The sequence below is a fragment of the Rahnella sp. ChDrAdgB13 genome (assembly GCF_017655185.1).
GTDB lineage: Bacteria > Pseudomonadota > Gammaproteobacteria > Enterobacterales > Enterobacteriaceae > Rahnella > Rahnella contaminans.
In genome coordinates this window covers 66509-90301 of record NZ_JAEMGT010000001.1, presented here as the reverse complement: position 1 = coordinate 90301, position 23793 = coordinate 66509, and the positions used below count along the sequence as shown (strand labels likewise).

The 23793-nt window shown below is 52.9% G+C and carries 25 protein-coding genes; 12 read left to right on the top strand and 13 right to left on the bottom strand.

Going from position 1 to position 23793, the window contains the following annotated elements; all coding sequences use genetic code 11:
• The first annotated feature begins 141 nt into the window (after nt 1-141).
• Together J8X26_RS00435 and J8X26_RS00430 are read left to right on the top strand one after the other, a co-directional pair.
• Nucleotides 142-1506 carry an MFS transporter gene (locus J8X26_RS00435; RefSeq protein WP_152327868.1) on the top strand — a complete coding sequence of 455 codons (1365 nt, stop codon included), beginning with the start codon at nt 142-144 and terminating at the stop codon, nt 1504-1506.
• Nucleotides 1507-1674: 168 nt separating this feature from the next.
• Nucleotides 1675-2973 carry a Gfo/Idh/MocA family protein gene (locus tag J8X26_RS00430; protein WP_208949888.1) on the top strand — a complete coding sequence of 433 codons (1299 nt, stop codon included), beginning with the start codon at nt 1675-1677 and terminating at the stop codon, nt 2971-2973.
• Between the two features lie 80 nt (nt 2974-3053).
• Here J8X26_RS00430 and J8X26_RS00425 read toward each other — a convergent pair whose 3' ends face one another.
• Nucleotides 3054-3545, bottom strand: coding sequence for a YajQ family cyclic di-GMP-binding protein (locus J8X26_RS00425; RefSeq protein WP_132965051.1), 492 nt, complete (start codon nt 3543-3545; stop codon nt 3054-3056).
• On the opposite strand from J8X26_RS00425, the gene J8X26_RS00420 reads away from it, so the two are divergent.
• The 3 genes from J8X26_RS00420 to yajL are packed head-to-tail and all read left to right on the top strand — an operon-like array spanning nt 3529 to nt 5268.
• A complete protein-coding gene (locus tag J8X26_RS00420) occupies nt 3529-3789 on the top strand; it encodes a hypothetical protein (RefSeq protein ID WP_208949887.1) in 261 nt (86 codons plus the stop codon). The genes J8X26_RS00425 and J8X26_RS00420 overlap by 17 nt on opposite strands.
• Nucleotides 3786-4697 carry a 2-dehydropantoate 2-reductase gene (panE, locus tag J8X26_RS00415; RefSeq protein WP_208949886.1) on the top strand — a complete coding sequence of 304 codons (912 nt, stop codon included), beginning with the start codon at nt 3786-3788 and terminating at the stop codon, nt 4695-4697. Before J8X26_RS00420 ends, panE begins: the two co-directional genes overlap by 4 nt.
• On the top strand, nt 4660-5268 hold the full coding sequence (gene yajL, locus J8X26_RS00410; RefSeq protein ID WP_165059296.1) for a protein deglycase YajL: 609 nt from the start codon (nt 4660-4662) through the stop codon (nt 5266-5268). The genes panE and yajL overlap by 38 nt, the downstream gene beginning before the upstream one ends.
• 68 nt (nt 5269-5336) lie before the next feature.
• Here yajL and thiI read toward each other — a convergent pair whose 3' ends face one another.
• Nucleotides 5337-6785, bottom strand: a complete 1449-nt coding sequence (gene thiI / locus J8X26_RS00405) for a tRNA uracil 4-sulfurtransferase ThiI (protein ID WP_152327864.1) — start codon at nt 6783-6785, stop codon at nt 5337-5339.
• Nucleotides 6786-7060: 275 nt separating this feature from the next.
• Between thiI and xseB the strand changes: the two genes are divergently transcribed.
• From xseB to J8X26_RS00385, 4 genes are all read left to right on the top strand, one after another.
• Nucleotides 7061-7303, top strand: coding sequence for an exodeoxyribonuclease VII small subunit (xseB, locus tag J8X26_RS00400; protein ID WP_165059295.1), 243 nt, complete (start codon nt 7061-7063; stop codon nt 7301-7303).
• A gap of 6 nt (nt 7304-7309) precedes the next feature.
• Complete coding sequence (ispA, locus tag J8X26_RS00395; protein ID WP_208949885.1) at nt 7310-8239, top strand: (2E,6E)-farnesyl diphosphate synthase; 930 nt, start codon at nt 7310-7312, stop codon at nt 8237-8239.
• Between the two features lie 18 nt (nt 8240-8257).
• Nucleotides 8258-10120, top strand: coding sequence for a 1-deoxy-D-xylulose-5-phosphate synthase (gene dxs, locus J8X26_RS00390; protein ID WP_165059293.1), 1863 nt, complete (start codon nt 8258-8260; stop codon nt 10118-10120).
• A 150-nt stretch (nt 10121-10270) separates the two neighbouring features.
• Nucleotides 10271-11245: an aldo/keto reductase gene (locus J8X26_RS00385; protein WP_208949884.1), complete on the top strand. Its 975-nt coding sequence runs from the start codon at nt 10271-10273 to the stop codon at nt 11243-11245.
• A gap of 86 nt (nt 11246-11331) precedes the next feature.
• Here J8X26_RS00385 and pgpA read toward each other — a convergent pair whose 3' ends face one another.
• The 6 genes from pgpA to nrdR all read right to left on the bottom strand — a co-directional run bounded on the left by pgpA (nt 11332) and on the right by nrdR (nt 15686).
• Nucleotides 11332-11820: a phosphatidylglycerophosphatase A gene (gene pgpA, locus J8X26_RS00380; RefSeq protein WP_101075798.1), complete on the bottom strand. Its 489-nt coding sequence runs from the start codon at nt 11818-11820 to the stop codon at nt 11332-11334.
• A 62-nt stretch (nt 11821-11882) separates the two neighbouring features.
• Entirely contained in the window at nt 11883-12869 is a 987-nt protein-coding gene (thiL, locus tag J8X26_RS00375) for a thiamine-phosphate kinase (RefSeq protein ID WP_165059290.1), read from the bottom strand.
• 166 nt (nt 12870-13035) lie between these two features.
• Nucleotides 13036-13449, bottom strand: a complete 414-nt coding sequence (gene nusB, locus J8X26_RS00370) for a transcription antitermination factor NusB (protein ID WP_101075473.1) — start codon at nt 13447-13449, stop codon at nt 13036-13038.
• A gap of 20 nt (nt 13450-13469) precedes the next feature.
• Nucleotides 13470-13940: a 6,7-dimethyl-8-ribityllumazine synthase gene (gene ribE / locus J8X26_RS00365; protein ID WP_101075472.1), complete on the bottom strand. Its 471-nt coding sequence runs from the start codon at nt 13938-13940 to the stop codon at nt 13470-13472.
• 138 nt (nt 13941-14078) lie between these two features.
• Nucleotides 14079-15227, bottom strand: a complete 1149-nt coding sequence (ribD, locus tag J8X26_RS00360; RefSeq protein ID WP_208949883.1) for a bifunctional diaminohydroxyphosphoribosylaminopyrimidine deaminase/5-amino-6-(5-phosphoribosylamino)uracil reductase RibD — start codon at nt 15225-15227, stop codon at nt 14079-14081.
• Nucleotides 15228-15236: 9 nt separating this feature from the next.
• On the bottom strand, nt 15237-15686 hold the full coding sequence (gene nrdR / locus J8X26_RS00355) for a transcriptional regulator NrdR (protein WP_104923087.1): 450 nt from the start codon (nt 15684-15686) through the stop codon (nt 15237-15239).
• A 161-nt stretch (nt 15687-15847) separates the two neighbouring features.
• Here nrdR and J8X26_RS00350 point away from each other — a divergent pair, with 161 nt between their 5' ends.
• A complete protein-coding gene (locus tag J8X26_RS00350) occupies nt 15848-16423 on the top strand; it encodes a DUF3251 domain-containing protein (RefSeq protein WP_152327858.1) in 576 nt (191 codons plus the stop codon).
• Between the two features lie 80 nt (nt 16424-16503).
• On the opposite strand, the gene secF is transcribed toward J8X26_RS00350, so the two are convergent.
• The 5 genes from secF to queA form a co-directional block, all read right to left on the bottom strand.
• Nucleotides 16504-17475, bottom strand: a complete 972-nt coding sequence (secF, locus tag J8X26_RS00345; protein WP_152327857.1) for a protein translocase subunit SecF — start codon at nt 17473-17475, stop codon at nt 16504-16506.
• 10 nt (nt 17476-17485) lie between these two features.
• On the bottom strand, nt 17486-19333 hold the full coding sequence (gene secD, locus J8X26_RS00340) for a protein translocase subunit SecD (RefSeq protein WP_152327856.1): 1848 nt from the start codon (nt 19331-19333) through the stop codon (nt 17486-17488).
• A 27-nt stretch (nt 19334-19360) separates the two neighbouring features.
• Entirely contained in the window at nt 19361-19693 is a 333-nt protein-coding gene (gene yajC, locus J8X26_RS00335; protein ID WP_013576670.1) for a preprotein translocase subunit YajC, read from the bottom strand.
• A gap of 163 nt (nt 19694-19856) precedes the next feature.
• Nucleotides 19857-20981 carry a tRNA guanosine(34) transglycosylase Tgt gene (gene tgt, locus J8X26_RS00330; protein ID WP_152327855.1) on the bottom strand — a complete coding sequence of 375 codons (1125 nt, stop codon included), beginning with the start codon at nt 20979-20981 and terminating at the stop codon, nt 19857-19859.
• Between the two features lie 114 nt (nt 20982-21095).
• Nucleotides 21096-22166 (bottom strand): tRNA preQ1(34) S-adenosylmethionine ribosyltransferase-isomerase QueA, encoded by a 1071-nt coding sequence (gene queA / locus J8X26_RS00325; RefSeq protein ID WP_152327854.1) that lies wholly within the window; start codon nt 22164-22166, stop codon nt 21096-21098.
• Between the two features lie 135 nt (nt 22167-22301).
• Between queA and J8X26_RS00320 the strand changes: the two genes are divergently transcribed.
• Both J8X26_RS00320 and J8X26_RS00315 read left to right on the top strand, forming a co-directional pair.
• A complete protein-coding gene (locus J8X26_RS00320) occupies nt 22302-22883 on the top strand; it encodes an ACP phosphodiesterase (protein WP_152327853.1) in 582 nt (193 codons plus the stop codon).
• Between the two features lie 221 nt (nt 22884-23104).
• Nucleotides 23105-23707 (top strand): peroxiredoxin C, encoded by a 603-nt coding sequence (locus J8X26_RS00315; protein ID WP_013576674.1) that lies wholly within the window; start codon nt 23105-23107, stop codon nt 23705-23707.
• The last annotated feature ends 86 nt before the right edge of the window (nt 23708-23793 follow it).

The window sequence follows — 23793 nt, the reverse complement described above, 5'->3', positions numbered from 1 at the left end:
TAGCGAAAGGCCAGTAGCAATACTGGCCTTTTCTTTTGCTTTGAGCATCAGGCAAATCCCGTAATATCTGCTAAAGATCCATCGTTTTACCCAGGCCGGCTTAATCATTAAAATGTCGGATTGTTATTTTGAGGTAGTAATGTGAACGATAACCAGATGACCCCGCAGGAAAGTCGGGCTACATGGGGACTAGGGACAGTATTTTCTTTGCGCATGCTTGGCATGTTCATGGTTCTGCCAGTACTGACCACTTATGGCATGAAACTCTCCGGCGCCAGCGAAGCACTGATCGGCATCGCCATAGGCATTTACGGACTGGCACAGGCCGTTTTCCAAATCCCGTTTGGACTGCTTTCTGACCGCGTGGGCCGCAAACCCCTGATCGTCTTTGGTCTGGTCATCTTCTGCATCGGCAGCATTGTGGCTGCTTCAACCGAATCTATCTGGGGCGTGATCATTGGTCGTGCCCTGCAAGGCTCCGGCGCGATTGCTGCCGCCGTCATGGCCCTGCTGTCTGACCTGACCCGCGAACAGAACCGCACCAAAGCAATGGCGTTTATCGGCATCAGCTTCGGCATTACCTTTGCAATTGCGATGGTGCTCGGCCCGATTATCACGCACGCGTGGGGCTTACACGCCCTGTTCTGGGCCATCGCAGTACTGACTATTCTCGGCATCATTATTACCGTTGCCGTGGTGCCCTCCCCTGCCACGCACATTCTTAATCGTGAATCGAGCATGGTGAAAGGCAGCTTCGGTAAAGTGCTGAGCAACGCCAAATTGCTGAAACTCAATTTCGGAATTTTGTGTCTGCATATCCTGCTGATGTCGAGTTTTGTGGTGTTACCGCAAGTGATGGAACACGCAGGTTTCCCGCCAAGCGAACACTGGCGCGTTTACCTGATCACCATGCTTACGTCTTTCGTTGCCGTCATTCCGGTCATTATCTACGCCGAGAAAAAACGCCACATGAAACAGGTATTCATGGGCTGTGTCGCAGTACTGTTGCTGGCGGAAATCGTGCTGTGGTCGGCGGGTCTGCATTTATGGGCCGTGATTGCCGGTATCCAGCTGTTCTTCCTGGCGTTTAACGTTATGGAAGCCATTCTGCCCTCGCTTATCAGCAAAGAATCTCCGGCAGGATACAAAGGCACCGCGATGGGCTTGTATTCCACCAGCCAGTTTATCGGGGTGGCGATTGGCGGAAGCTTAGGCGGTTATGTTTACGGAAACGCAGGTGCTGGCGCGGTGTTCCTGGTCTGTGCGGCAATTGCCATTGTCTGGTTGCTGGTCAGTTCCACTATGACCGAACCGCCGTACGTCAGCAGCCTGCGCATTACGTTGTCTGAACTGGCGGTAAAAGATTCCGCCCTTCAGGCGCGCATTCTGGCCCAGCCGGGCGTGGCAGAAGCGGTAGTCGTACCGGAAGAATTCAGTGCTTACGTGAAGGTCGATACCAAACAGACCAACCGCCAGGCTCTCGAACAACTGGTCAGCGCTGCCTGACACCCTCTGACGTTAATAAATGCTGTGCCTGCAAACTGGCACAGCGTTTCAATTTTATCCCCACCGCGTGACTCTCCTCACTTAAAAAACCCCAGTAATCATTATCCTCAAGAATTCCTTAACAAAATTTTGTCAGTGATGACGGCTTTCGGGCCTATTGAGGATCTCATGAAAACATATGCTCTCGTTGGCACCGGTGGTCGCTCAGGTTTGTACATTGAAGCGATCACCGGCAAATACCGCCACAACGCAAAATTTGTGGCCTTCTGCGATACAAACCAGACGCGAATGGATTATGCAAACCGCCAGCTTGAGCAGAGTGGCATCGCCCGTGTATCAACATGGAAAGCTGCCGATTTCTCTGCAATGCTCGACGAAACTAAACCGGACATCGTGATTGTCACCAGCATGGATCGCACCCACGACGACTATATCGTCCGCGCCCTGCACGCCGGTTGTGACGTCATCACTGAAAAGCCAATGACCATTGATGAACAGCGCGCGCTGCGCATTCTGGATGCTGTCGATGCCACGGGCTATCAGGTTCGCGTCGCGTTCAATTACCGCTACGCCCCGCATCACAGCAAAATCCGCGAACTACTCCAGCAGGAAACCATCGGTGAAGTGCTTTCTGTGCACTTTGAATGGCTGCTCAATACCGAACACGGCGCAGATTATTTCCGTCGCTGGCACCGTGAAAAACGCAATTCCGGCGGCCTGCTGGTGCATAAATCCACCCACCACTTCGACCTGATGAACTTCTGGCTGAACAGCACACCGGAAAAAGTGTATGCCCAGGGTGATTTGCGTTTTTATGGAAAAGAGAATGCCGAGAAGCGCGGCGTGACTCAATTTTATCCGCGTGCACATGGCTATCCGCAGGCGCAGAACGATCCGTTTGCTCTGCACATGGAAGAGAATGCGCAGCTCAAAGCGCTGTACCTGGATGCCGAGCATGAGGATAACTATTTCCGCGACCAGAGCGTATTCAGCGACGGCATTAATATTGAAGATACGCTATCGGTGCTGGTGAAATACCACAACAAAGTGCAGCTGACTTATTCACTGAATGCGTATCTGCCGTGGGAAGGACTGAACGTGGTGTTCAACGGCACCAAAGGCCGCATTGAAATGAAAATCGTCGAAATGTCTTACGTGAATGCCGGTGGGAAACGTGAGAATGAAGGCAGTATCGAAACAGCAGAAATCACGGTTTACCCGTTATTTGCACAACCGTGGAAAGCCCAATTCCAGCTGGGAGAAGGCGGTCATGGCGGCGGCGATAATGCCATGCTGGAAGACCTGTTCGGCGAGCGCAAAGATGATCCGTTAAAACGCGCGGCCGATCATCGGGCCGGAGCGATGTCGATCCTGACCGGGGTCGCCGGAAATCTTTCAATGCAGCACGATAAACCGATCTACTTTAAAGACTTCGAACTGGTGAAAAGGCTACGCCAGCCGAAGTGACCACCATAAAAAAGGGACGCACAGCGCCCCTTTAATATTCCCGCCAGTCAACGCATCTGCAGCGCGAAGGTCGAAGGCTATTAGTCGCGGAAGTTTTTAAACTGGAAGGGCTGGCCTAAATCGCCGTTACGGATTAACGCCATCACGGCCTGCAAATCATCACGCGCTTTGCCGGTGACGCGAACTTCGTCGCCCTGTACCTGCGCCTGCACTTTGATTTTACTGTCTTTGATCAGCTTGACGATTTTCTTCGCCAGCGCGGATTCAATCCCAGAATGCAGTTTAGCTTCAACGCTGTACGTTTTACCGCTGTGATCCATCTGCTCAGGAATTTCCAGCGCCCCGCCTTCAATGCCGCGTTTAGCTAACTTCTCACGCAGAATATCAACCAGCTGATTAACCTGAAAATCAGATTCACTGGCCACTTTGATACTCTCGTTTTTCTCGTTGAGATCGAAGCTGGCCGGAATATTGCGGAAATCCCAGCGGGTTTGCAGTTCACGGCTGGCATTTTCCACGGCGTTGCGCACTTCCTGCATGTCGATTTCGGAAACAATGTCAAAAGACGGCATAATCGCTTCTCCCTGTAGTTTTTGTATTGCACGTTATATGGCGTGCATAATACCGCCTTCAACCGTCGATGCCAAACAACAGCAAACCACCGAACATGAAATGCTCCAATGGTCAAAAAGTACAGGTGGAAATGTGATGTACAGCACAAATGTCTATACTAATAAGATAACCGGACAGCAGAATATTCTTTCTACAACCGGCTTTAACGGCGGTTTTCGCCGCATTTCCCGGGAGGCACAATGAAAATAACAGTTCTTGGTTGTGGTGCGCTGGGGCAACTTTGGCTTTCAGCACTTTATCAGCAAGGCCACGACGTTCAGGGCTGGATACGTATTCCGCAGCCATTTTGTGCCGTCAACGTGATTTCCCCCGAAGGCATCGCCTTTAACCGTAACCTGCCCACCAACGATCCTGAGCATCTGGCGCAAAGCGAATTACTGCTCGTAACCCTCAAAGCCTGGCAGGTTTCCGGAGCCGTCAGCGCGCTGATGCCGATGCTGAACGATAATTGCGCGATATTACTGCTGCACAACGGCATGGGAACCGTCGATGAATTGCCGCCAAACCGGTTGGCGATTTTGCAGGGCGCGACCACGCACGCGGCGCGTCACGAAGGCAATGCCATTCTCCACGTTGCCACTGGTGCCACGCATATCGGGCCAGTTTCGCCACGCGCTGCGGCGCTGAGTTCGCTGGCAGATGTGCTGCATCACGCGCTGCCGGACGTCGCGTGGCACGACAACATCAAGCCGTCGCTGTGGAATAAACTGGCGGTGAACTGCGTGATTAATCCTCTGACCGCCAACTACGAATGTACCAACGGGGATTTGCTGGCGTATGCCGACCAGATTGAACAAATCTGTCAGGAAGTCGCGCAGGTCATGGCGATTGAAGGCGTGGAAATTCACAGTGAATCGCTGCTGAGCTTTATTTATCAGGTGATTGATTCCACCGCCGCCAATCACTCTTCCATGTTGCAGGATATCCGCAACCAGCGTCACACTGAGATTGATTACATTACTGGCTATCTGCTGCGTCGCGGACGCAAATACGGACTCAACCTGCCGGTTAATACCCGATTATTTGAACAAATTAAAAGAAAGGAAAACGACTATGAGCGCATCGGTACTGGTCTGCCTGGCACCTGGTAGCGAGGAAATTGAAGCCGTCACCGTGATTGATTTGCTGGTTCGCGCCGGTATCCACGTCACCACCGCCAGCGTTGCGGGGGATGGCAATCTTGAAATCCGCTGTTCACGCGGTGTGCGTATTCTGGCAGACGCCGCGCTGGTGGATGTCGCCGATGACGACCACGACGTCGTTGTTCTGCCCGGCGGCCTTGGCGGCGCGACCTGTTTCAGTGAAAGCCCGCTGTTGGTGGAGAAAGTCCGTCAGATGCACGTCAGCGGTAAAATCGTGGCGGCGATCTGCGCCGCACCCGCGCTGGTGCTGGAATATCACGATTTATTCCCTGTCGGTAACATGACCGGTTTTCCGGGCCTGAAAGACAAAATCGATCCGAACAAATGGTCCGATCGCCGGGTGATTTTCGATCCGCGCGTAAACCTGCTCACCAGCCAGGGGCCGGGAACGTCCATGGAGTTCGCACTTAAAATTATCGACCTGCTTCTGGGCAAAACCAAAGCCGCAGAAATTGCCGCACAACTGGTTCTGGCGCCAGGTATTTATAACTACACCGACGAAGGCGCACGCGAATCCTAATCCGGATGCCGCAAAGCAAAAGGGGCTCAGCATGGCTGAACCCCTTTATTTTGGCTAACGCTTAATGACTATGGGCGATAGACTTTTACATTATCAAAGCCCTGTTCTTTCAGATACAGCGCCTGCAAACGGCTCATTACGCCACGGTCACAATACAACAGATAGGTTTTGGTCTGGTCGAGATCGCCAAACTGAGTCGCAAGTTTGTAGAACGCCAGAGGTTTAACCTCAACGTTTTCCAGTGTCAGCGGCTGCGCGTCGGCTTCATCCGGCGCACGGACATCCAGCACGATATCGGTTGACGTAAATTCAGCGACCGTTTCAATTTCCGGCACGACTTCTGCGGCTTGCGCTGCAATTTCGCGAATATCGACATTTCGCGCTTCGCTGACGACTTTATCCAGCACGCTGAAATCGAACATCGCTTCTTCGGCTTCGATTTTCGCTTTCACGGCTTTCACGGTCGGGCTTTTGGAAATCACGCCACAATATTCCGGCATAGTTTTCGCAAAATCTTCCGTGCCGATTTCACGGGCAATCTTGATGATGTGTTCTTTATCGTGGGAAATCAGCGGACGCAGGATAAGCGTGTCAGACACGTTGTCGATCAGGCGTAAGTTGGTCAGTGTCTGGCTGGACACCTGACCGAGCGCTTCACCAGTGACCAGCGCCTGAACGCCGTAGCGCTCAGCAATGGAAGAGGCGGCACGAATCATCATACGTTTCAGGACAACGCCCATCTGACCGTCTTCGACTTTTTCGAGGATTTCACCCACCACCGGTTCGAAATCGACAGAGATGAAACGCACGCGGTGTGAGCTGCCAAAACGGTTCCACAGATAATGTGCTACCTGTTTCACGCCGATTTCATGCGCCGCGCCGCCCAGATTGAAGAAGCAATAATGCACACGACAGCCGCGACGCATCAGCATATAACTGGACACGCCGGAATCGAAACCGCCGGAAATCAGCGAAAGCACATCTTCCTGCGTGCCAATCGGGTAACCGCCCTGACCTTCGAGCCGGCTTTTTACCAACACCAGCTGATCGTCGTTGATTTCGAGTTTCACCGTCACTTGCGGATCTTTCAGGCTGACCTTCGCAGATTCGACGTGCTGATTCAGGCCGCCGCCGATGTAGCGTTCCGCTTCGGTTGAAGAAAAATCATGTTTACCGCGACGCTTAACGCGTACGCAGAACGTTTTTCCTTCTACTTCAGCACGATAGGCTTCCAGCGTTTGTTCGAAAATATGGTGAAGATCCGTGTAAGGACGGTCTTCCACTTCTTCAACATAACGGATACCTGGAATACGGCAGAGTAATTCCTGAATCAGATCGTGTTTGCTTTCGTCTTTGCTGCGAACTTCGATATGATCCCAATGGCGGACTACTGCCAGCGTCTCATCATGCGGCCGCACAACGTTGCGGATGCTGCTTGAGAGGATCTTAATGAAGCGCAAACGCACAGATTGGCTCTTGATGGTGATTTCAGGGAACAATTTAATGATAAACTTCATGGCAGTCTTTTGTTAGCGGGTGAAAAAACGGGGTAGTAAGTCGCTGAATAAGGATCTAGGATCCTATTATTGCTAAGCCAGATGTATGTTATGTGCCACATTGGGCTTAGCAATAATATCTGCGGCGCAGAGTATATCACTTAAAATGCGTACTCTGTGCACAAAACCCGACAGCAGATGTCATGCTGAACAGGAATGTCTCTCGAGGCTGAAAACCGGCTCTGCGGCTCAGACCTCTGATCATCAATTCTGATCAACGATATCAAAAGAGAATTATGCCAAAAAAATCTGCACCACCTGCCAATTTTGAAACGGCCCTGGCCGAACTGGAACAGATCGTTTCCCGCCTTGAGTCTGGCGAGCTGCCTCTGGAAGATGCGCTGAACGAATTTGAACAAGGCGTCCAGCTGGCACGTCAGGGGCAGCAAAAGCTGCAACAGGCAGAACAGCGTGTTCAGATCCTGCTCGACAGCGACAACGAGGCTCCGCTGACTCCGTTCACCCCGGAAGCAGAGTAACTGGTCATGTCTGAAGCGATCTCCTTATCTTCTTCTGACAGCTTTATTGGCGAACTTCGTGCCATGCAAAAGCGTGTCGATGGCGTTCTGACGGCCTACGTCAGCGCACAACCTCTGGCAGATTTACCGCTGGTGGACGCGATGCGTTACGGTTCGCTGCTGGGCGGAAAACGTCTGCGCCCGTATCTGGTGTATGCCAGCGGTCAGCTGTTCAACCTTGATTTGAAGAATCTGGATGCGCCAGCCGCCGCCGTGGAATGTATTCACGCGTATTCACTGATCCACGATGATTTACCTGCGATGGACGACGACGATTTGCGCCGTGGCCAGCCGACCTGCCACATTAAATTTGGCGAAGCCAATGCTGTTCTTGCCGGTGACGCACTACAGACACTGGCATTTTCGATTCTCGCCGATGGTGATATGCCGGACGTGGCCGTGAAAGACCGCCTGTCGATGATTTCCGAACTGGCCAGCGCCAGCGGAGCCAGCGGCATGTGTGGCGGTCAGGCACTGGATTTAGCCGCAGAAGGCCAGCAGGTGGGTCTTGAAGCGTTAGAAAAAATCCACCGCCATAAAACCGGTGCGCTGATCCGCGCCGCCGTGCGCATGGGTGCGCTGGCTGCCGGTGAAACCGGACGTGCCGTTTTGCCTATACTGGATAACTACGCACAAGCTATCGGCTTAGCGTTTCAGGTTCAGGACGATATTCTGGATGTGATTGGCGACACCGCTACGCTCGGCAAACGTCAGGGTGCGGATCAGCAACTCGGGAAGAGTACCTACCCTGCCCTGCTGGGGCTGGACGGCGCAAAAGCCAAAGCGATGGATCTGTATCAGGAAGCCGTTTCCGCACTGGATCAGCTGGCTGCACTTTCTTACAACACAGCGCCACTTCTCGCGTTAGCCAGCTTTATCATTGAACGCGATAATTAAACTTACTATGAGCAACTGATGAGTCTTGAATTAGCCAAATACCCGACACTGGCGCTGGCGGAGAATCCCGAAGATCTCCGCTCACTCCCTAAAGAGAGTCTGCCCAAGCTCTGTGACGAACTGCGTCAATATTTATTGGCCAGCGTCAGCCAGTCCAGCGGACACTTTGCGTCCGGTCTGGGAACGGTAGAACTGACCGTTGCGATGCACTATGTCTACAACACGCCATTCGACCACGTTGTCTGGGATGTCGGCCATCAGGCCTATCCGCACAAGATTCTGACCGGCCGTCGCGAACGCATTTCCACCATCCGCCAGAAAGGCGGGCTGCATCCGTTCCCCTGGCGCGGCGAAAGCGAATATGACACGTTGTCCGTGGGCCACTCCTCGACATCTATCAGTGCGGGTCTCGGCATGGCCGTTGCCGCCGAGCGTGAAGGCAAAGGCCGGCGCACCGTTTGCGTGATTGGCGATGGCGCCATCACCGCCGGGATGGCTTTCGAGGCCATGAACCACGCGGGCGATATCAAACCTGACATGCTGGTCATCCTCAATGATAACGAGATGTCGATTTCCGAAAACGTCGGTGCGCTGAACAATCATCTGGCGCAACTTTTGTCCGGAAAACTTTACTCGCACCTGCGTGAAGGCGGTAAAAAAGTGTTGTCCGGTCTGCCACCGATTAGAGAACTGGTGCGCCGTACCGAAGAACATCTGAAAGGCATGATGGTGCCGGGTACCTTGTTTGAAGAGCTGGGCTTTAACTATATCGGGCCGGTTGACGGGCACGATGTCGTTGCGCTGGCGCAAACGCTGAAAAACATGCGCGAGCTGAAAGGCCCGCAATTGCTGCACATCATGACTAAAAAAGGCAAAGGTTACGCACCAGCGGAAAAGGATCCGATCAGTTTCCACGCAGTGCCGAAATTCGATCCGGCTTCCGGCACGTTGCCAAAAAGCAAAGAAGGTCTGCCAACTTACTCGAAAATTTTCGGCGACTGGTTGTGCGAGACCGCAGCCAAAGACAGCAAACTGATGGCGGTTACGCCTGCGATGCGTGAAGGCTCCGGCATGGTGCGCTTCTCGCGTGAATATCCGCAGCAGTATTTCGACGTTGCAATTGCTGAACAGCACGCCGTGACTTTTGCCGCCGGTCTGGCTATTGGCGGCTACAAGCCGATTGTCGCGATTTACTCGACGTTCCTGCAACGCGCGTACGATCAGGTGATCCACGATGTGGCCATCCAAAATCTGCCCGTGCTGTTTGCCATTGACCGTGGCGGCATCGTCGGGGCAGATGGTCAGACGCATCAGGGCGCTTTCGACCTGTCTTTCCTGCGCTGCATTCCGAACATGACCATCATGACGCCAAGCGATGAAAACGAATGTCGCCAGATGCTGCATACCGGTTATCACCATAACAGCGGCCCGGTTGCCGTGCGTTATCCGCGCGGCAACGGCACGGGCGCAACCTGTGAACCGCTGGCGTCGCTGCCAATTGGCAAAGGCGTTGTGCGTCGTGAAGGCGAGAAAGTTGCCATCCTGAACTTCGGTACTTTACTGCCGGACGCGCTGGCAGCGGCTGAAAAACGTAATGCCACCGTCGTGGATATGCGTTTTGTGAAACCGCTGGATGAGGCTCTGATTCAGGAACTGGCGGCCAGCCATGAAGTGCTGGTGACGCTGGAAGAAAACGCCATTATGGGTGGTGCGGGCAGCGGCGTGAATGAGTTGCTGATGTCCAAACGCATTCTGGTGCCGGTGCTCAATATCGGCCTGGCGGACAACTTTGTTCCGCAAGGCACACAGGACGAAATCCGTCACGATCTGGGGCTGGACGCTGAAGGCATCGACCGTCAGATCACCGACTGGCTGGCCTAGCCTTTTCCCCTCTTTCAGCCTGAAAGAGGGGATTTTCCTTTCTAACTTTTTCCCCCGTCACCCAATCCTGGCGTTCAGTAAGCTACAGTTATAGCGTGCTAATCATTTTCACGACTTTCTGATTTCAATTCATCCTGACCAGGAGATGTCATGCAATACACTATTCTCGGAAAAACCGGCCTGAACGTCTCACGCCTGTGCCTTGGCTGTATGACGTTCGGTGAACCGGATCGCGGAACCCACGCATGGACACTGCCCGAAGAAAGCAGCCGCCCGATCATTAAACAGGCGCTTGAGGCGGGAATAAATTTCTTTGATACCGCCAACAGCTATTCCGACGGCAGCAGCGAAGAAATCGTCGGCCGCGCGCTGAAGGACTTTGCAAAGCGTGATGAGATTGTCGTGGCGACCAAGGTTTACAACGCCGTCACCGGCCTGAAGCCGGGGCTGTCACGCGCTTCGATTATGCAATCCATTGATGACAGCCTGCGCCGCCTTGGCATGGAGTATGTCGATCTGCTGCAAATCCACCGCTGGGATTACGAAACGCCCATTGAAGAAACGCTGGAAGCGCTGAATGACGTCGTCAAAGCCGGTAAGGCACGTTTTATCGGCGCATCATCCATGCACGCCCATCAGTTTAAACAGGCGCTGGATGTCTCGGCACAAAACGGCTGGGCGAGCTTTGTGTCGATGCAGGATCAATACAATCTTATCCAGCGTGAAGAAGAAAATGAAATGTATCCGCTGTGCCTGGAAAGGAATATTGCGGTGCTGCCATGGAGTCCGCTGGCACGCGGCAAACTGACCCGTCCGTGGGGAGAAACCACGGCGCGTTCTGTTTCCGATAATTTTGCCAAAACGCTATATGACGCCACCGATGAGGCCGACGGTAAAATTGCTGAACGCGTGGGTAAAATCGCTGAAGATCACGGGGTGGCGCGTGCGCAGATCGCGCTGGCGTGGATCCTGAGTAAGCACGTGGTGACCGCACCGATTATCGGTGCATCCCGCCTTGCGCATCTGACGGATGCTATTGGCGCGCTAGACATTACGTTGTCAGCAGAAGAAATTGCAGAGCTGGAAATGGCGTATGTACCGCACGAGGCCACTGGTTTTAAATAATCACAGCGGCTGATACGCGGTTGAAAGGTAAAAAGGCGCTGCGCGAAACCGGCAGCGCCTTTGACATCACGTCACAGCAAATCAGTTCAGAACAACGGCCAGTGATGTCCCACCAGATAGATAATTGCGGCAGCCAGAACACCGGCGACCACATCATCGATCATGATCCCCATCCCGCCCTGAACGTTGCGATCAAACCAGCGGATCGGCCACGGTTTCCAGATATCCAGCACGCGGAAAACGATAAATCCGATCAGCACCCAGCGCCAGTCGTTTACCGGGATCGCCATCAGCGTGATCCACATGCCAACAAACTCATCCCACACGATACTGCCGTGGTCATGAACCCGCATGTCACGCGCAGTCTGGCGACACAAATATACGCCGATACAGATACTGAACATGACGATCATGGAGTACACCTGCCACGGCAGATATGTCATGACAATCCAGAATGGGATCGCGGCGATGGAGCCTGCGGTGCCCGGTCCGACAGGGAATAATCCGCTGCCAAAACCGGTTGCCAGTAAGTGCCACGGATTACGCAGGTTCAGACGCTTTTTCGCGGCCGCCATGTCCTGCACCGGATCACCGGTTTTTCCTTTGTACCCTGCCGGGCGTTTTTTACGGCTTATATTCACAACAACTCCCTACCGGCAAAATGATCGAACCCCTGCCATTCAAGCTCAACGGCAGCCCCGGAACGCATAAATTTGAGGCCCTCGGAATGCGGAGCAATTTGCCCGACACAGGTAAAATCAACGCCCAGATGGCTGAGCGCAACATCCAGCGCGCCACGGTTGATTTCCGGTACGGTAAAGCACAGCTCGTAATCTTCGCCGCCCGTCAGCGCCCATTTCAGCGCCTGTTCATGGTCAGCAACCGACTTCATAGCATCGGAGAACGGGATCGCATCGAGATCCAGACGCGCGCCGCATTCGCTGGCATTCAGTATATGTTTAAGATCAGAAATCAGCCCGTCGGACAGGTCGATCGCTGAGGTCGCTAAATCGCGCAATCCCTGCCCCTGCAAAACGCGGGGTGACGGACGCAGATGGCGTTTCAGCAGGAAATCGCGGGTTGGAATATCACTGACATTCAGCTCCTGGAGAAGGATTGCCAGACCCGCCGCGCTGTCGCCCAGCGTGCCGGTGACGAAAATCCAGTCTCCGACACCAGCGCCACCGCGTGTTAATGCGCGACCAGCGGGCACTAACCCCTGAATAGTCAGGGTCATGCTCAGCGGACCGCGGGTGGTATCGCCGCCAATCAGCTGCATACCGTAATAATTGAGCTGGTCGAAGAGGCTGTCACTGAATGCCTGCAACCAGTCAGGGTTCACTTCAGGAAGCGTCAGCGCCAGAGAAACCCAGGCAGGATCGGCGCCCATAGCAGCCAGATCGCTGAGGTTAACGGCCAGCGCTTTGTAGCCAAGATCAGCCGGTGAAATCGTTTTGAGAAAATGGATGCCTTCGACCAGAGTATCGGTACTGACTGCTAAAAGTTGCTTCTCGCCCACTGTCAGCAAGGCACAATCATCACCAATGCCTAACTGAACATCCTGTCGGGCGGTTCTGAACCTGTTGAAGTAGCGAGTGATTACATCAAATTCGCCGCATGCCATAGTACAATTCCAAATCGTTAGAATGACTTAAGGCCGGAAGCCCGGCCTTAAAAAGGGGTGTCACACAGAGGATAAGCGAGGTGACATCACCAGATTATCAACAGACTCAGTATTGCACCGAAAATGACTGTCGCCATTTATGAATGCCACTGACCCTGGCTGACGATCATTTTTTACGAATGTGCGGGCCCGCTTTATCCAGCACACCATTGACAAACTTATGACTGTCTTCAGCACCGAAGGTTTTAGCCAGTTCGATAGCTTCGTTGATCGCCACTTTGTAAGGGACGTCCTGGCGTTTGCTCAGCTCAAACAGAGCCAGACGCAAAATCGCTCTTTCCACCTGGCCCAATTCGTCCAACTGGCGGGACAGGTATGGCGCCATCAATGCATCGAGTTTCTCTGCACTGTTTGCCACACCAGACAGCAGTTCGCGGAAATAGGCAATGTCTACGTCTTTGACATCCTGCTCGGTCAGGAATTCTAATTCAACATCGGCGATGTCATTTTTCGACAACTGCCAGGAGTAAAGCGCCTGGACGGCACATTCACGGGCGCGGCGACGAGCAGCAGGTTTCACGGATTTCCCCTTAACTAGATTCAGGCCTTAATAGCCTTGATAACATTAATCATTTCAAGCGCGGTCAGTGCAGCTTCTGCACCTTTGTTACCGGCTTTTGTCCCTGCGCGTTCGATGGCTTGTTCGATGCTTTCTGTCGTCAACACACCAAAGGCAACCGGGATTTCGCTGTTCATTGCAACGCTGGACAGGCCAGAGCTGCATTCGCCCGCTACGAATTCAAAATGGGCAGTGCCCCCGCGGATCACAGTTCCGAGCGCAACAACGGCGTCGTACTTACCGCTTTCAGCCAGTGCACGGGTTGCCAGAGGCAATTCGTATGCGCCAGGGACCCAGACTACGGTGATGTTGTCATCGCTGACCTGACCGATACGTTTCAACGCATCAACAGCACCTGACAGCAGGCTGTCGTTGATGAAATTATTAAAACGAGCAATCGCGATCGCTACGCGCGCGTTCGGCGTGGCTACAGCACCTTCGATAACGTTCATAGTTTTCCTTAAAGTGGGTTCAGGAGTTTCTAACCCCCGCCGCAGGGGGGCGGATTCTATCATAAAATTACCCTGTCTGGACATGCGCTTTTCAAACCCATTCAGACAGAGAGGCGTAAAATTCTCAGTACGTGTTGTTTAGTACACTGGCTTCAGGCGCAAACGTAAATCCGGGCCAATTTGCCTGACATCGCTGAAAGCAAATTCAGGGGCATCGGCCAGGTACGTTAAGCCGGGCAGTTCACACAGCGCCAGGCCATTATTACCTAATAGTTTCGGTGCCATATAAACGATTAATTCATCCACCAGACCTGCCTGTAATAAGGCGCCCGCCAGTTGCGGCCCCGCTTCTACCCAGATGGAATTTATCTGGCGTTTTGCCAGTTGCATCATCAGCAGAACCAGATCTATACGATTATCGCGTCCGGCCACACGCCATTGTTCGACGGATTCAGGCCAGATTTGCGTATCAGTGTCCAGACGCGCCAGCAACACGTCGCCGGGTAAATTCACCAGCTGATGCTCTGGCGTGACGCGGTTCTGACTGTCGAGAATAATGCGCAGCGGCTGACGCAGATTTTCCTGCGGATAAACCGCCTGCACATCGCTGCCCAGTTCGCTCCAGCGAACATTCAGCGAAGGATTATCGGCCAGGACGGTGGCACTGGTGCTCAGAATCGCCGAGCTTTCTGCGCGAAAACGCTGAACATCCGCACGGGCTGCCGGAGAAGTTATCCACTGACTTTCGCCGGAGGCCATCGCGGTTCTGCCATCCACCGACGCACCCATTTTGAGCTGCACGTAAGGAAAACCGGTACGCATACGTTTGAGGAAACCGAGATTCACGGCTTCCGCCTGGGAATGCATCAGCCCGTGGCTGACGTCAATGCCGTTCTGTTTGAGGCGATACAAACCGCGCCCGGCAACTTCCGGATTGGGATCCTGCATCGCGGCGACTACGCGGGTCACACCGGCAGCCAGCAGGGCATCGGCACAAGGCGGCGTACGCCCGTGATGGCTGCACGGCTCGAGCGTGACATACGCGGTCGCGCCCCGGGCTTTCTCACCGGCCATGCGTAATGCATGAACTTCCGCATGCGGTTCACCGGCACGCAAATGATAGCCTTCACCGACGATTTCGCCATTAAGGACGATCACGCAGCCGACGTTCGGATTGGGTGTGGTGGTGAAACGTCCGCGACGCGCCAGCTCAAAAGCACGCGCCATAAAGCGTTCATCACGGTGTAATTCGTCAGACGATGTTCCGGCAGGCTGTTCGGGGAGCATTAACGTTCCTTAGTCCTGAAGACGTGCAATCTCTTCGCCAAATTCACGGATATCTTCAAAGCTGCGATAAACCGATGCGAAGCGGATGTAGGCGACTTTATCCAGCCCTTTCAGGGCATCCATCACCAGATTACCAATCATTTTGGCAGGAATTTCACGTTCACCGGTAGCCCGTAACTGCGATTTAATGTGGCTGATGGCCGTTTCGACGTCGTCGGAGCTGACCGGTCTTTTTTCCAGCGCCTTCAGAAAGCCGCTGCGAAGCTTGTCTTCGTTGAAAGGTTCGCGAACTTCATTGCTTTTAATGACGCGCGGCATCACCAGTTCCGCCACTTCAAAAGTCGTGAAGCGTTCATGGCAGTCCAGACACTGGCGGCGTCGGCGGACCTGAGATCCATCACCTACCAGGCGGGAATCGATGACTTTAGTATCAACAGCGGCACAAAATGGGCAATGCATAGCACTTCCTGACAGCGAGCATAATTGGACACCAGTTTACCCCGAAGTGTGCCGACAACAAAGGCTGTCGCTACTTTCATAGACATCAGGTTAAACTTACTCATCTTATATTGGTGCCCGGAACGAATGTTTCAATGGGCAGATGAAAGGAAGTCTCTGATATGACAAAACCTCCCCGCCTCTTACTGGCCTTTGCCGCATTGTTCAGCCTTGCGGGCTGCGCACAGCAAGATCCCAAGTTACCGGAACTGAAAGCCGAAGTAGGCCAACTGAACCAAAAACTCTCCCGCCTGACCGATCTGGCGACAGCGCTGGAACAGCAAACTACGCTGAACCGCCAGTCCACTAACGGGGTCTATTTGCTTCCTGCGGCGAAAAGCGCTGCACTGGTGAAGAGTGAAATTGGCGAACTGAGCCTTGCACTGACCCGCGTTGCCCCGGATGCCAGCGGTGTTCAGGCCGTATTAGAGATTAAAAATAATGCCGGCAAGCCGCTGCCTGCATTTACCGCCACACTGAACTGGGGCCAGTTGGATCCAGTGACAGGCAAGCCGCTGACTGTAGATATGCAAACGCAGACCATCACGGTTGAACCGGATTTATTGCCGGGTCCGGTGAAAACGATAGAGGTGAAATTCGATCAGATGACCGTTGAAACGCTGGGCTTTGTTCATCTGCATAATATTGTCGCCACGCAGAAACCCGCTCAGGCCGCAGAACCGGTTCCGGCGAAGTAAAAATTGGGCTTTCAGTTTTAGAAATCAGACATAAAAAAACCCCGCATTGCGGGGTTTTTACTTTCTACGCTACCGGCAGATTACGGCAGAATCGAAGGCTGATCTGCACCTTCTTTTTCCACTTTCTGCTGCAACATATGTTCACGCTTCATGCCCAGTTTCAGAGCCAGCGCGGACGCAACGTAGATTGATGAAGCCGTACCGATTGAAACACCAATCAACATGGTCAGTGAGAAACCACTGAGCAATGCACCGCCAAACAGATACAACATCAGGATCACGACTAACGTGGTACCGGATGTGATTAATGTACGGTGCAGCGTCTGGGTCAGCGACACGTTAAAGATTTCGTAAGGTGTCCCGCGACGGATCTTGCGGAAGTTCTCACGAATACGGTCCGATACCACGATGCTGTCGTTAAGTGAGTAACCAATAACCGACATCAGTGAAGCGACGATGGTCAAGTCAACTTCGATATGGAACAACGAGAGTACACCCATGGTGATCACAACGTCGTGAGCAAGCGCGATAACAACACCTGCGGCAAGACGCCACTCGAAGCGGAAACCGACGTAAATCAGGATAGCGATCAGCGCCACTAACAGCGCCATAGCACCATTCTGCGCCAGATCGGCCCCTACGCTCGGCCCGACGAACTCGATACGTTTCACCTGAGCATTCTGGCTGGTCGTTTCGTTAATCACGCTAAGAACTTTGGTACCCAGAACCTGGCCGCCGGTTTCACTCTGAGTCGGTGGCATGCGTACCATGATGTCACGGCTGCTACCAAAGTTCTGTACCAGCGGATCGGCAAAGCCTGATTTCTCAAGCGCTGCGCGCATCACGTCCAAATCCGCAGGTTTTTCCAGCGAGATTTCAATGACCGTACCGCCGGTGAAATCCAGACCCCAGTTGAAACCTTTCACACCGATAATGGCGATAGAAAGGATCAACAGGAAACCAGAGATACCGAAAGCCCAGTAATCCCATCGCATAAAGTCATAGACTTTACGACCATGGTTTAATTGTTCAACAGTATATTCCTGTGCCACAACGCACTCCTCAGATAGACAGCTTTTTGATGCGCTTGCCGCCGTACAACAGGTTTACGATGGCACGGGTACCGATGATTGCGGTAAACATTGACGTCGCTACACCAATACCGGTTGTAATCGCAAAGCCTTTAATTGCCCCGGTGCCGACGGCATACAGGATGATAACCTTGATGAGCGTCGTGACGTTGGCATCAAAGATGGAGCTGAACGCGCCTTTGTAACCTTCTTCGATAGCCTGCTGTACTGAACGTCCGTTACTAAGCTCTTCCTTAATACGTTCGTTAATCAGTACGTTGGCATCAACCGCTACGGCAAGGGTTAATACGATACCCGCAATCCCCGGCATGGTCAGTGTTGCACCCGGTATCAGGGACATGATCCCCACAATAAGCACCAGGTTAGCAATCAGCGCAGTGGTCGCAATCAGGCCAAACTTCTTATAGAAGAACAGCATGAAGATAATTGAAACCACAAGTCCTGCCAGACAGGCTTCCAGACCTTGCTTGATATTTTCCATACCCAGGGTCGGGCCGATGGTACGTTCTTCAACGATCTGAATTGGCGCAATCAACGCACCGGCGCGCAGCAGCAGAGAAAGCTGGCGGGCTTCATTCGGATCGTTCACACCGGTAATACGGAAGCTGTTACCCAGACGTGACTGAATCGTCGCGACGTTAATCACTTCTTCCTGTTTCGCCAGAATCGAACGGCCATTGGCATCTTTCTTACCGCTGTCTTTGTACTCCACGAACAAGGTTGCCATCGGTTTGCCAATGTTATCCTTGGTGAAGTTAGACATGGCGTTACCGCCAGCGCTGTCGAGAGAAATGTTAACCTGTGGCTGATTGTATTCATCCATGCTGGATGTGGAGTCAGTGATATGGTCACCGGTCAGAATCACACGTTTGTACAGGACAACCGGGCGACCATCACGGGTATTTTTCACTTCGCTGTCACCCGGAACACGGCCTGTTGCCGCTGCAGAGGCGTCCACATTGGTGTTAACCAGACGGAATTCCAGCGTTGCCGTTGCGCCTAAGATTTCTTTAGCGCGGGCAGTATCCTGAATACCTGGCAACTCAACCACAATACGGTCTGCGCCCTGACGCTGTACCAGCGGCTCGGCCACACCCAATTGGTTTACACGGTTACGCAGGATAGTGATGTTTTGCTGAACCGCATACTCGCGCGCCTCATTCAGACGGGCATCCGTCATCACCACATTAACAGCAGTATCGCCGCTGTTGGTGATGACTAAATCGCGGTGACGTGGGGTCAGATAGCTGACGGCCGCATCGCGGGTCGCAGCATCACGGAAACGCACCTCAACGCCATAGTTGTCGAGCTTACGCACCGTGGCATAAGGGATATTCTTGTCGCGCAAATCGCTGCGCATGTTGTCCATCGTTTGTTCTTGCAGCTTGCTTAACGCGGTATCCATATCCACTTCCATCAGGAAGTGAACACCACCACGCAAGTCGAGGCCCAGCTTCATCGGCTCAGCACCCAGCATGCTCAACCAGCGCGGCGTTGCCGGAGCCAGGTTAAGTGCAATCACAAATTTGTCGCCCAGAACGCCGTTCAGCACTTCACGAGCGCGAAGCTGAACATCCGTATCTTTAAAACGGGCAAGAATAGCGCCATTCTCCAGAGCAATAGATTTGCTCTGAATGTTATTTTGATCTAAAGCGTTACGGACTTGGTCCAGCGTTACTGCACTGGCGTCGGAACCCCGAGCACCAGTGATTTGAACAGCCGGATCCTCACCATAAAGGTTGGGAAGTGCATAAAGCAGCCCGACGATGATCACAACGACCAGCATCAGATACTTCCACGCAGGATAACGGTTTAACACGGCAGTTCCCTTCGGGAAAATCGAAAATTAGATAGACTTCATCGTGCCTTTTGGCAGAACTGCTGCCACGAAGTCACGCTTGATCATCACTTCGTTAGTGTCGTTCAGTGCGATAACCACATAGCCAGTTTCGGCTACTTTCGTTACGCGACCGATCAAACCACCCGTGGTCATGACTTCGTCACCTTTACCGATGGAATCCATCAGTTTTTTGTGTTCTTTAGAACGCTTTTGCTGCGGGCGCAGGATCATGAAATAGAAAATCAGACCAAATACCACCAGCATAATAACCAGAGAGTAAGGACTTCCCTGTGATGGTGCGCCAGTCGCTGCGACAGCATCGGAAATGAAAAGACTCATTTAAATTCCCTCATTGTTGTTGTGAAGCAAAATTGTTTTAGAAAATAACAGTGATCCAAGCCGGAGTCTGGCGATGAAACGTCTCGCACAATACCCCATAATGCCGGTTCAACAAATGATAAAATCGGCACCACCTTGTGGAGATGCCGACACGGCAAAGAAATCAGAAGTTTAAAGGCGGAACTGGCTTGCCTTTGCGCTCGTAGAAGTCTGTCACAAACTGCTCTAATTTACCTTCTTCGATAGCCTGGCGTAAACCGGCCATCAGACGCTGGTAATAGCGCAGGTTATGGATGGTATTCAACCGCGCACCGAGAATTTCGTTGCAACGGTCGAGATGATGCAAGTAGGCGCGGCTATAATTGCGACATGTGTAACAATCACAGTGTTCGTCGAGCGTCGAGGTGTCATCTTTATGCTTGGCGTTACGGATTTTTACGATACCGTCGGTGACAAACAGGTGGCCGTTACGCGCATTACGCGTTGGCATGACGCAGTCAAACATATCGATACCGCGACGTACGCCTTCAACCAAATCTTCCGGTTTACCCACGCCCATCAGATAACGTGGTTTGTCTTCCGGGATTTGCGGGCAAACGTGCTCAAGGATACGGTGCATGTCTTCTTTCGGCTCGCCTACTGCCAAACCGCCCACAGCGTAACCATCAAAGCCGATATCTACCAGCCCTTTTAATGATACATCTCGTAAATCTTCGTAAACGCTTCCCTGAATAATCCCGAACAAAGCATTCTTATTATTCAACTCGTTGAAGCGATCGCGGCTACGTTTTGCCCAGCGTAAAGACATTTCCATCGAACGTTTTGCGTAATCCCAGTCAGCAGGATATGGCGTACATTCATCGAAGATCATCACAATGTCAGAACCCAGATCGTTTTGGATCTCCATGGATTTTTCCGGGCTCAGGAACACCGGATCACCGTTGATCGGATTGCGGAAATGCACACCTTCTTCTTTAATCTTACGCATCGCGCCCAGGCTGAAAACCTGGAAGCCGCCGGAGTCGGTGAGGATCGGGCCATGCCAGTTCATGAAATCATGCAGATCGCCGTGCAGTTTCATGATCTCCTGCCCCGGACGCAGCCACAGGTGGAACGTGTTGCCCAGTAAAATCTGTGCGCCGGTTTCTTTGACTTCTTCCGGAGTCATGCCTTTTACGGTGCCGTAAGTGCCCACAGGCATAAATGCCGGAGTTTCAACCACGCCACGTTCAAAGACCAGACGTCCGCGACGCGCACGGCCATCGGTAGTGCTTAATTCGTATTTCACATTGCCTCCAGCATCAGAGAAACAGTCTGATGAGGTTAAGTCCGTGGCATGACGCCCGGAAAAGAAAGCCTGAATACACCGAGTGCGTCCAGGCCGTTAACTGCTGATTCAGGTTTACTGACCCACCACTTCCTGCGGCGCCAGTGGGTTACGGTTGATGAACATCGCATCGCCATAACTGAAGAAACGGTACTGCTCTGCCACCGCCTGGTGGTAGGCATTCATGGTATTTTTGTATCCGGCAAACGCCGACACCAGCATGATCAGCGTGGATTCAGGCAGATGGAAATTGGTAATCAGGCAATCAATCACCTGATAATGGTATCCCGGATAAATGAAGATTTTAGTATCGCCGAAGAATGGCGCGATCAGCGCGCTTTCACTGGCTTTCGCCGCGCTTTCCAGAGAACGAACTGACGTAGTGCCCACGGCCACCACTTTATTGCCGCGCGCTTTACACGCCAGAACCGCATCGACTACTTCCTGAGGCACTTCGGCGTACTCAGCGTGCATGATGTGGTCTTCAATGGTGTCAACGCGCACCGGCTGGAAAGTCCCCGCGCCGACGTGCAGCGTGACAAACGCCAGCTCAACGCCTTTTTCTTTCAGCGCATCCAGCAGCGGCTGGTCAAAGTGCAGACCGGCGGTCGGTGCGGCAACGGCGCCCGGGCGTTCGCTGTAAACCGTCTGATACAGCTCGCGGTCAGCATCTTCATCCGGACGATCAATATAAGGCGGCAACGGCATATGGCCGATTTCATTGAGCAGCGTAAAGACATCGCGGTCTTCATTAAATTGCAGCTCAAACAGGGTGTCGTGACGCGCCACCATCGTGGCTTTAATATCTTCGTTATCACCCAGCAGCAATTCAGCGCCCGGCTTTGGCGATTTCGACGCGCGAACGTGCGCCAGAACGCGGTGCGAATCGAGCACGCGCTCAACCAGCACTTCAATTTTACCACCGCTGACTTTACGGCCAAAAACGCGGGCCGGGATCACGCGGGTATTATTGAAGACCAGCAGATCGCCGGGCAGGATTTTATCGAGAATATCGGTGAACACGCCGTGCGTTAACTCACCGCTCGGCCCGTCAAGAGACAACAAACGACAGCCGCTGCGCTGGGTCTGCGGATAGCGGGCAATCAGGGATTCCGGGAGTTCAAAAGAAAAATCGGCAACACGCATGGCTTTTCACTTCACTTTAACGACAAAAACAGGCGGCTTAGTCTAGTGGGACGGGGCATCCCCTGCAAGCTTATGAACGAAGAAAGGCACCCGCTGCCCTGTCAGGGATCAACTTTCCTGCGTTATACTCGCCCGATGAATTTTTTAGCGCACCTCCATCTGGCCTCTCTGGCCGACAGTTCCCTGCTGGGCAATCTGCTGGCGGATTTTGTTCGGGGTAATCCTGACGGGCAATACAGCCCGGAAATTGTCAGTGGGATCCGCATGCATCGTCGCGTCGATGTCATGACGGATTCCCTGCCCGAAGTGAAAATTGCCCGCAGCTATTTTCGGGATGATTTCCGCCGCGTCTCGCCGATTACGCTCGACGTGGTGTGGGATCACTTCCTGTCGCGCCACTGGAATTCCCTGCATCCGCAACAGCCGCTGGAAGATTTTATCGCCGCCTGTCAGCAGGAAATCGAGCCGCAGCTTCCGGGCATGCCGGAACGTTTTCAGAACCTGAATAACTTTATCTGGCCACAGCGCTGGCTGGAGCGTTATGCCGTTCTGCCGTTCATCGGCGAAGTCTTGCAGGGCATGGCGAACCGCCGCCCAAAACTCAGCGCACTGAGCGGCTCTTTCCACGATATAGAGCTCAATTACGACGCACTTGAGCAACTCTTCTGGCAATTTTATCCGGTCATGATGCAGCAGGCGAAAGACCGCGAACTCTGAATAACTCCATAAAGTTGTGAGTGACGGCACGATCCCCTGCAAAACAGCGGGTTGTTGTTAAAGAAGATTGAGACTTACGTCAAAGACTGATAGCCGAGTGCTATCTGATTGATTGGTCTGAAGGGGTTTATTCACCTGAGGGTTGCCCCTATACTGGCAGTCGTTTTGTTCACCCTTTCCACTCACCTACGACACCCTCAAGGGTCTTAAAGGAGTAATTTATGGTTCTGGTAACTCGCCCAGCCCCTGACTTTACCGCAGCAGCAGTACTTGGTAGCGGCGAAGTAGTTGAAAACTTCAACTTCAAAAAACACACAGCAGGCAAACCAACTGTTATCTTCTTCTGGCCAATGGACTTCACTTTTGTGTGTCCTTCTGAGCTGATCGCTTTCGATCACCGTTACGAAGAATTCCAGAATCGTGGCGTAGAAGTTGTTGGTGTTTCCTTCGACTCCGAGTTCGTTCACAACGCATGGCGTAACACGCCGGTTGAGAAAGGCGGTATCGGTCCTGTTAAATACGCAATGGTTGCTGATATCAAACGCGAAATTCAGAAAGCCTACGGTATCGAACATCCGGACGCTGGCGTTGCACTGCGCGGCTCTTTCCTGATTGACAAAGAAGGCGTTGTTCGTCACCAGGTAGTGAACGATCTGCCACTGGGCCGTAACATCGACGAAATGCTGCGTATGGTTGACGCACTGCAATTCCACGAAGAGCACGGCGAAGTGTGCCCGGCTCAGTGGGAAAAAGGCAAAAAAGGCATGGGCGCATCTCCGGATGGCGTGGCTAAATACCTGTCTGAAAACGCTTCAAACCTGTAATCCCTTCACGGATTTAACGGTTATCAACGGTCAGCTTAGCTGGCCGTTTTTTTTTGGCTGCCGTCCGGCACGATCACAATTTCCTC

What these genes read in the sequence shown, in the direction of transcription:
- J8X26_RS00430 (WP_208949888.1), top strand. Translation starts at nt 1,675, where the DNA reads ATGAAAACATATGCTCTCGTTGGCACCGGTGGTCGCTCAGGTTTGTAC.
- J8X26_RS00420 (WP_208949887.1), top strand. Translation starts at nt 3,529, where the DNA reads ATGTCAAAAGACGGCATAATCGCTTCTCCCTGTAGTTTTTGTATTGCA.
- J8X26_RS00425 (WP_132965051.1), bottom strand. Translation starts at nt 3,545, where the DNA reads ATGCCGTCTTTTGACATTGTTTCCGAAATCGACATGCAGGAAGTGCGC.
- panE (WP_208949886.1), top strand. Translation starts at nt 3,786, where the DNA reads ATGAAAATAACAGTTCTTGGTTGTGGTGCGCTGGGGCAACTTTGGCTT.
- yajL (WP_165059296.1), top strand. Translation starts at nt 4,660, where the DNA reads ATGAGCGCATCGGTACTGGTCTGCCTGGCACCTGGTAGCGAGGAAATT.
- thiI (WP_152327864.1), bottom strand. Translation starts at nt 6,785, where the DNA reads ATGAAGTTTATCATTAAATTGTTCCCTGAAATCACCATCAAGAGCCAA.
- xseB (WP_165059295.1), top strand. Translation starts at nt 7,061, where the DNA reads ATGCCAAAAAAATCTGCACCACCTGCCAATTTTGAAACGGCCCTGGCC.
- ispA (WP_208949885.1), top strand. Translation starts at nt 7,310, where the DNA reads ATGTCTGAAGCGATCTCCTTATCTTCTTCTGACAGCTTTATTGGCGAA.
- dxs (WP_165059293.1), top strand. Translation starts at nt 8,258, where the DNA reads ATGAGTCTTGAATTAGCCAAATACCCGACACTGGCGCTGGCGGAGAAT.
- J8X26_RS00385 (WP_208949884.1), top strand. Translation starts at nt 10,271, where the DNA reads ATGCAATACACTATTCTCGGAAAAACCGGCCTGAACGTCTCACGCCTG.
- pgpA (WP_101075798.1), bottom strand. Translation starts at nt 11,820, where the DNA reads ATGGCGGCCGCGAAAAAGCGTCTGAACCTGCGTAATCCGTGGCACTTA.
- thiL (WP_165059290.1), bottom strand. Translation starts at nt 12,869, where the DNA reads ATGGCATGCGGCGAATTTGATGTAATCACTCGCTACTTCAACAGGTTC.
- ribE (WP_101075472.1), bottom strand. Translation starts at nt 13,940, where the DNA reads ATGAACGTTATCGAAGGTGCTGTAGCCACGCCGAACGCGCGCGTAGCG.
- ribD (WP_208949883.1), bottom strand. Translation starts at nt 15,227, where the DNA reads ATGCTCCCCGAACAGCCTGCCGGAACATCGTCTGACGAATTACACCGT.
- nrdR (WP_104923087.1), bottom strand. Translation starts at nt 15,686, where the DNA reads ATGCATTGCCCATTTTGTGCCGCTGTTGATACTAAAGTCATCGATTCC.
- J8X26_RS00350 (WP_152327858.1), top strand. Translation starts at nt 15,848, where the DNA reads ATGACAAAACCTCCCCGCCTCTTACTGGCCTTTGCCGCATTGTTCAGC.
- yajC (WP_013576670.1), bottom strand. Translation starts at nt 19,693, where the DNA reads ATGAGTCTTTTCATTTCCGATGCTGTCGCAGCGACTGGCGCACCATCA.
- queA (WP_152327854.1), bottom strand. Translation starts at nt 22,166, where the DNA reads ATGCGTGTTGCCGATTTTTCTTTTGAACTCCCGGAATCCCTGATTGCC.
- J8X26_RS00320 (WP_152327853.1), top strand. Translation starts at nt 22,302, where the DNA reads ATGAATTTTTTAGCGCACCTCCATCTGGCCTCTCTGGCCGACAGTTCC.
- J8X26_RS00315 (WP_013576674.1), top strand. Translation starts at nt 23,105, where the DNA reads ATGGTTCTGGTAACTCGCCCAGCCCCTGACTTTACCGCAGCAGCAGTA.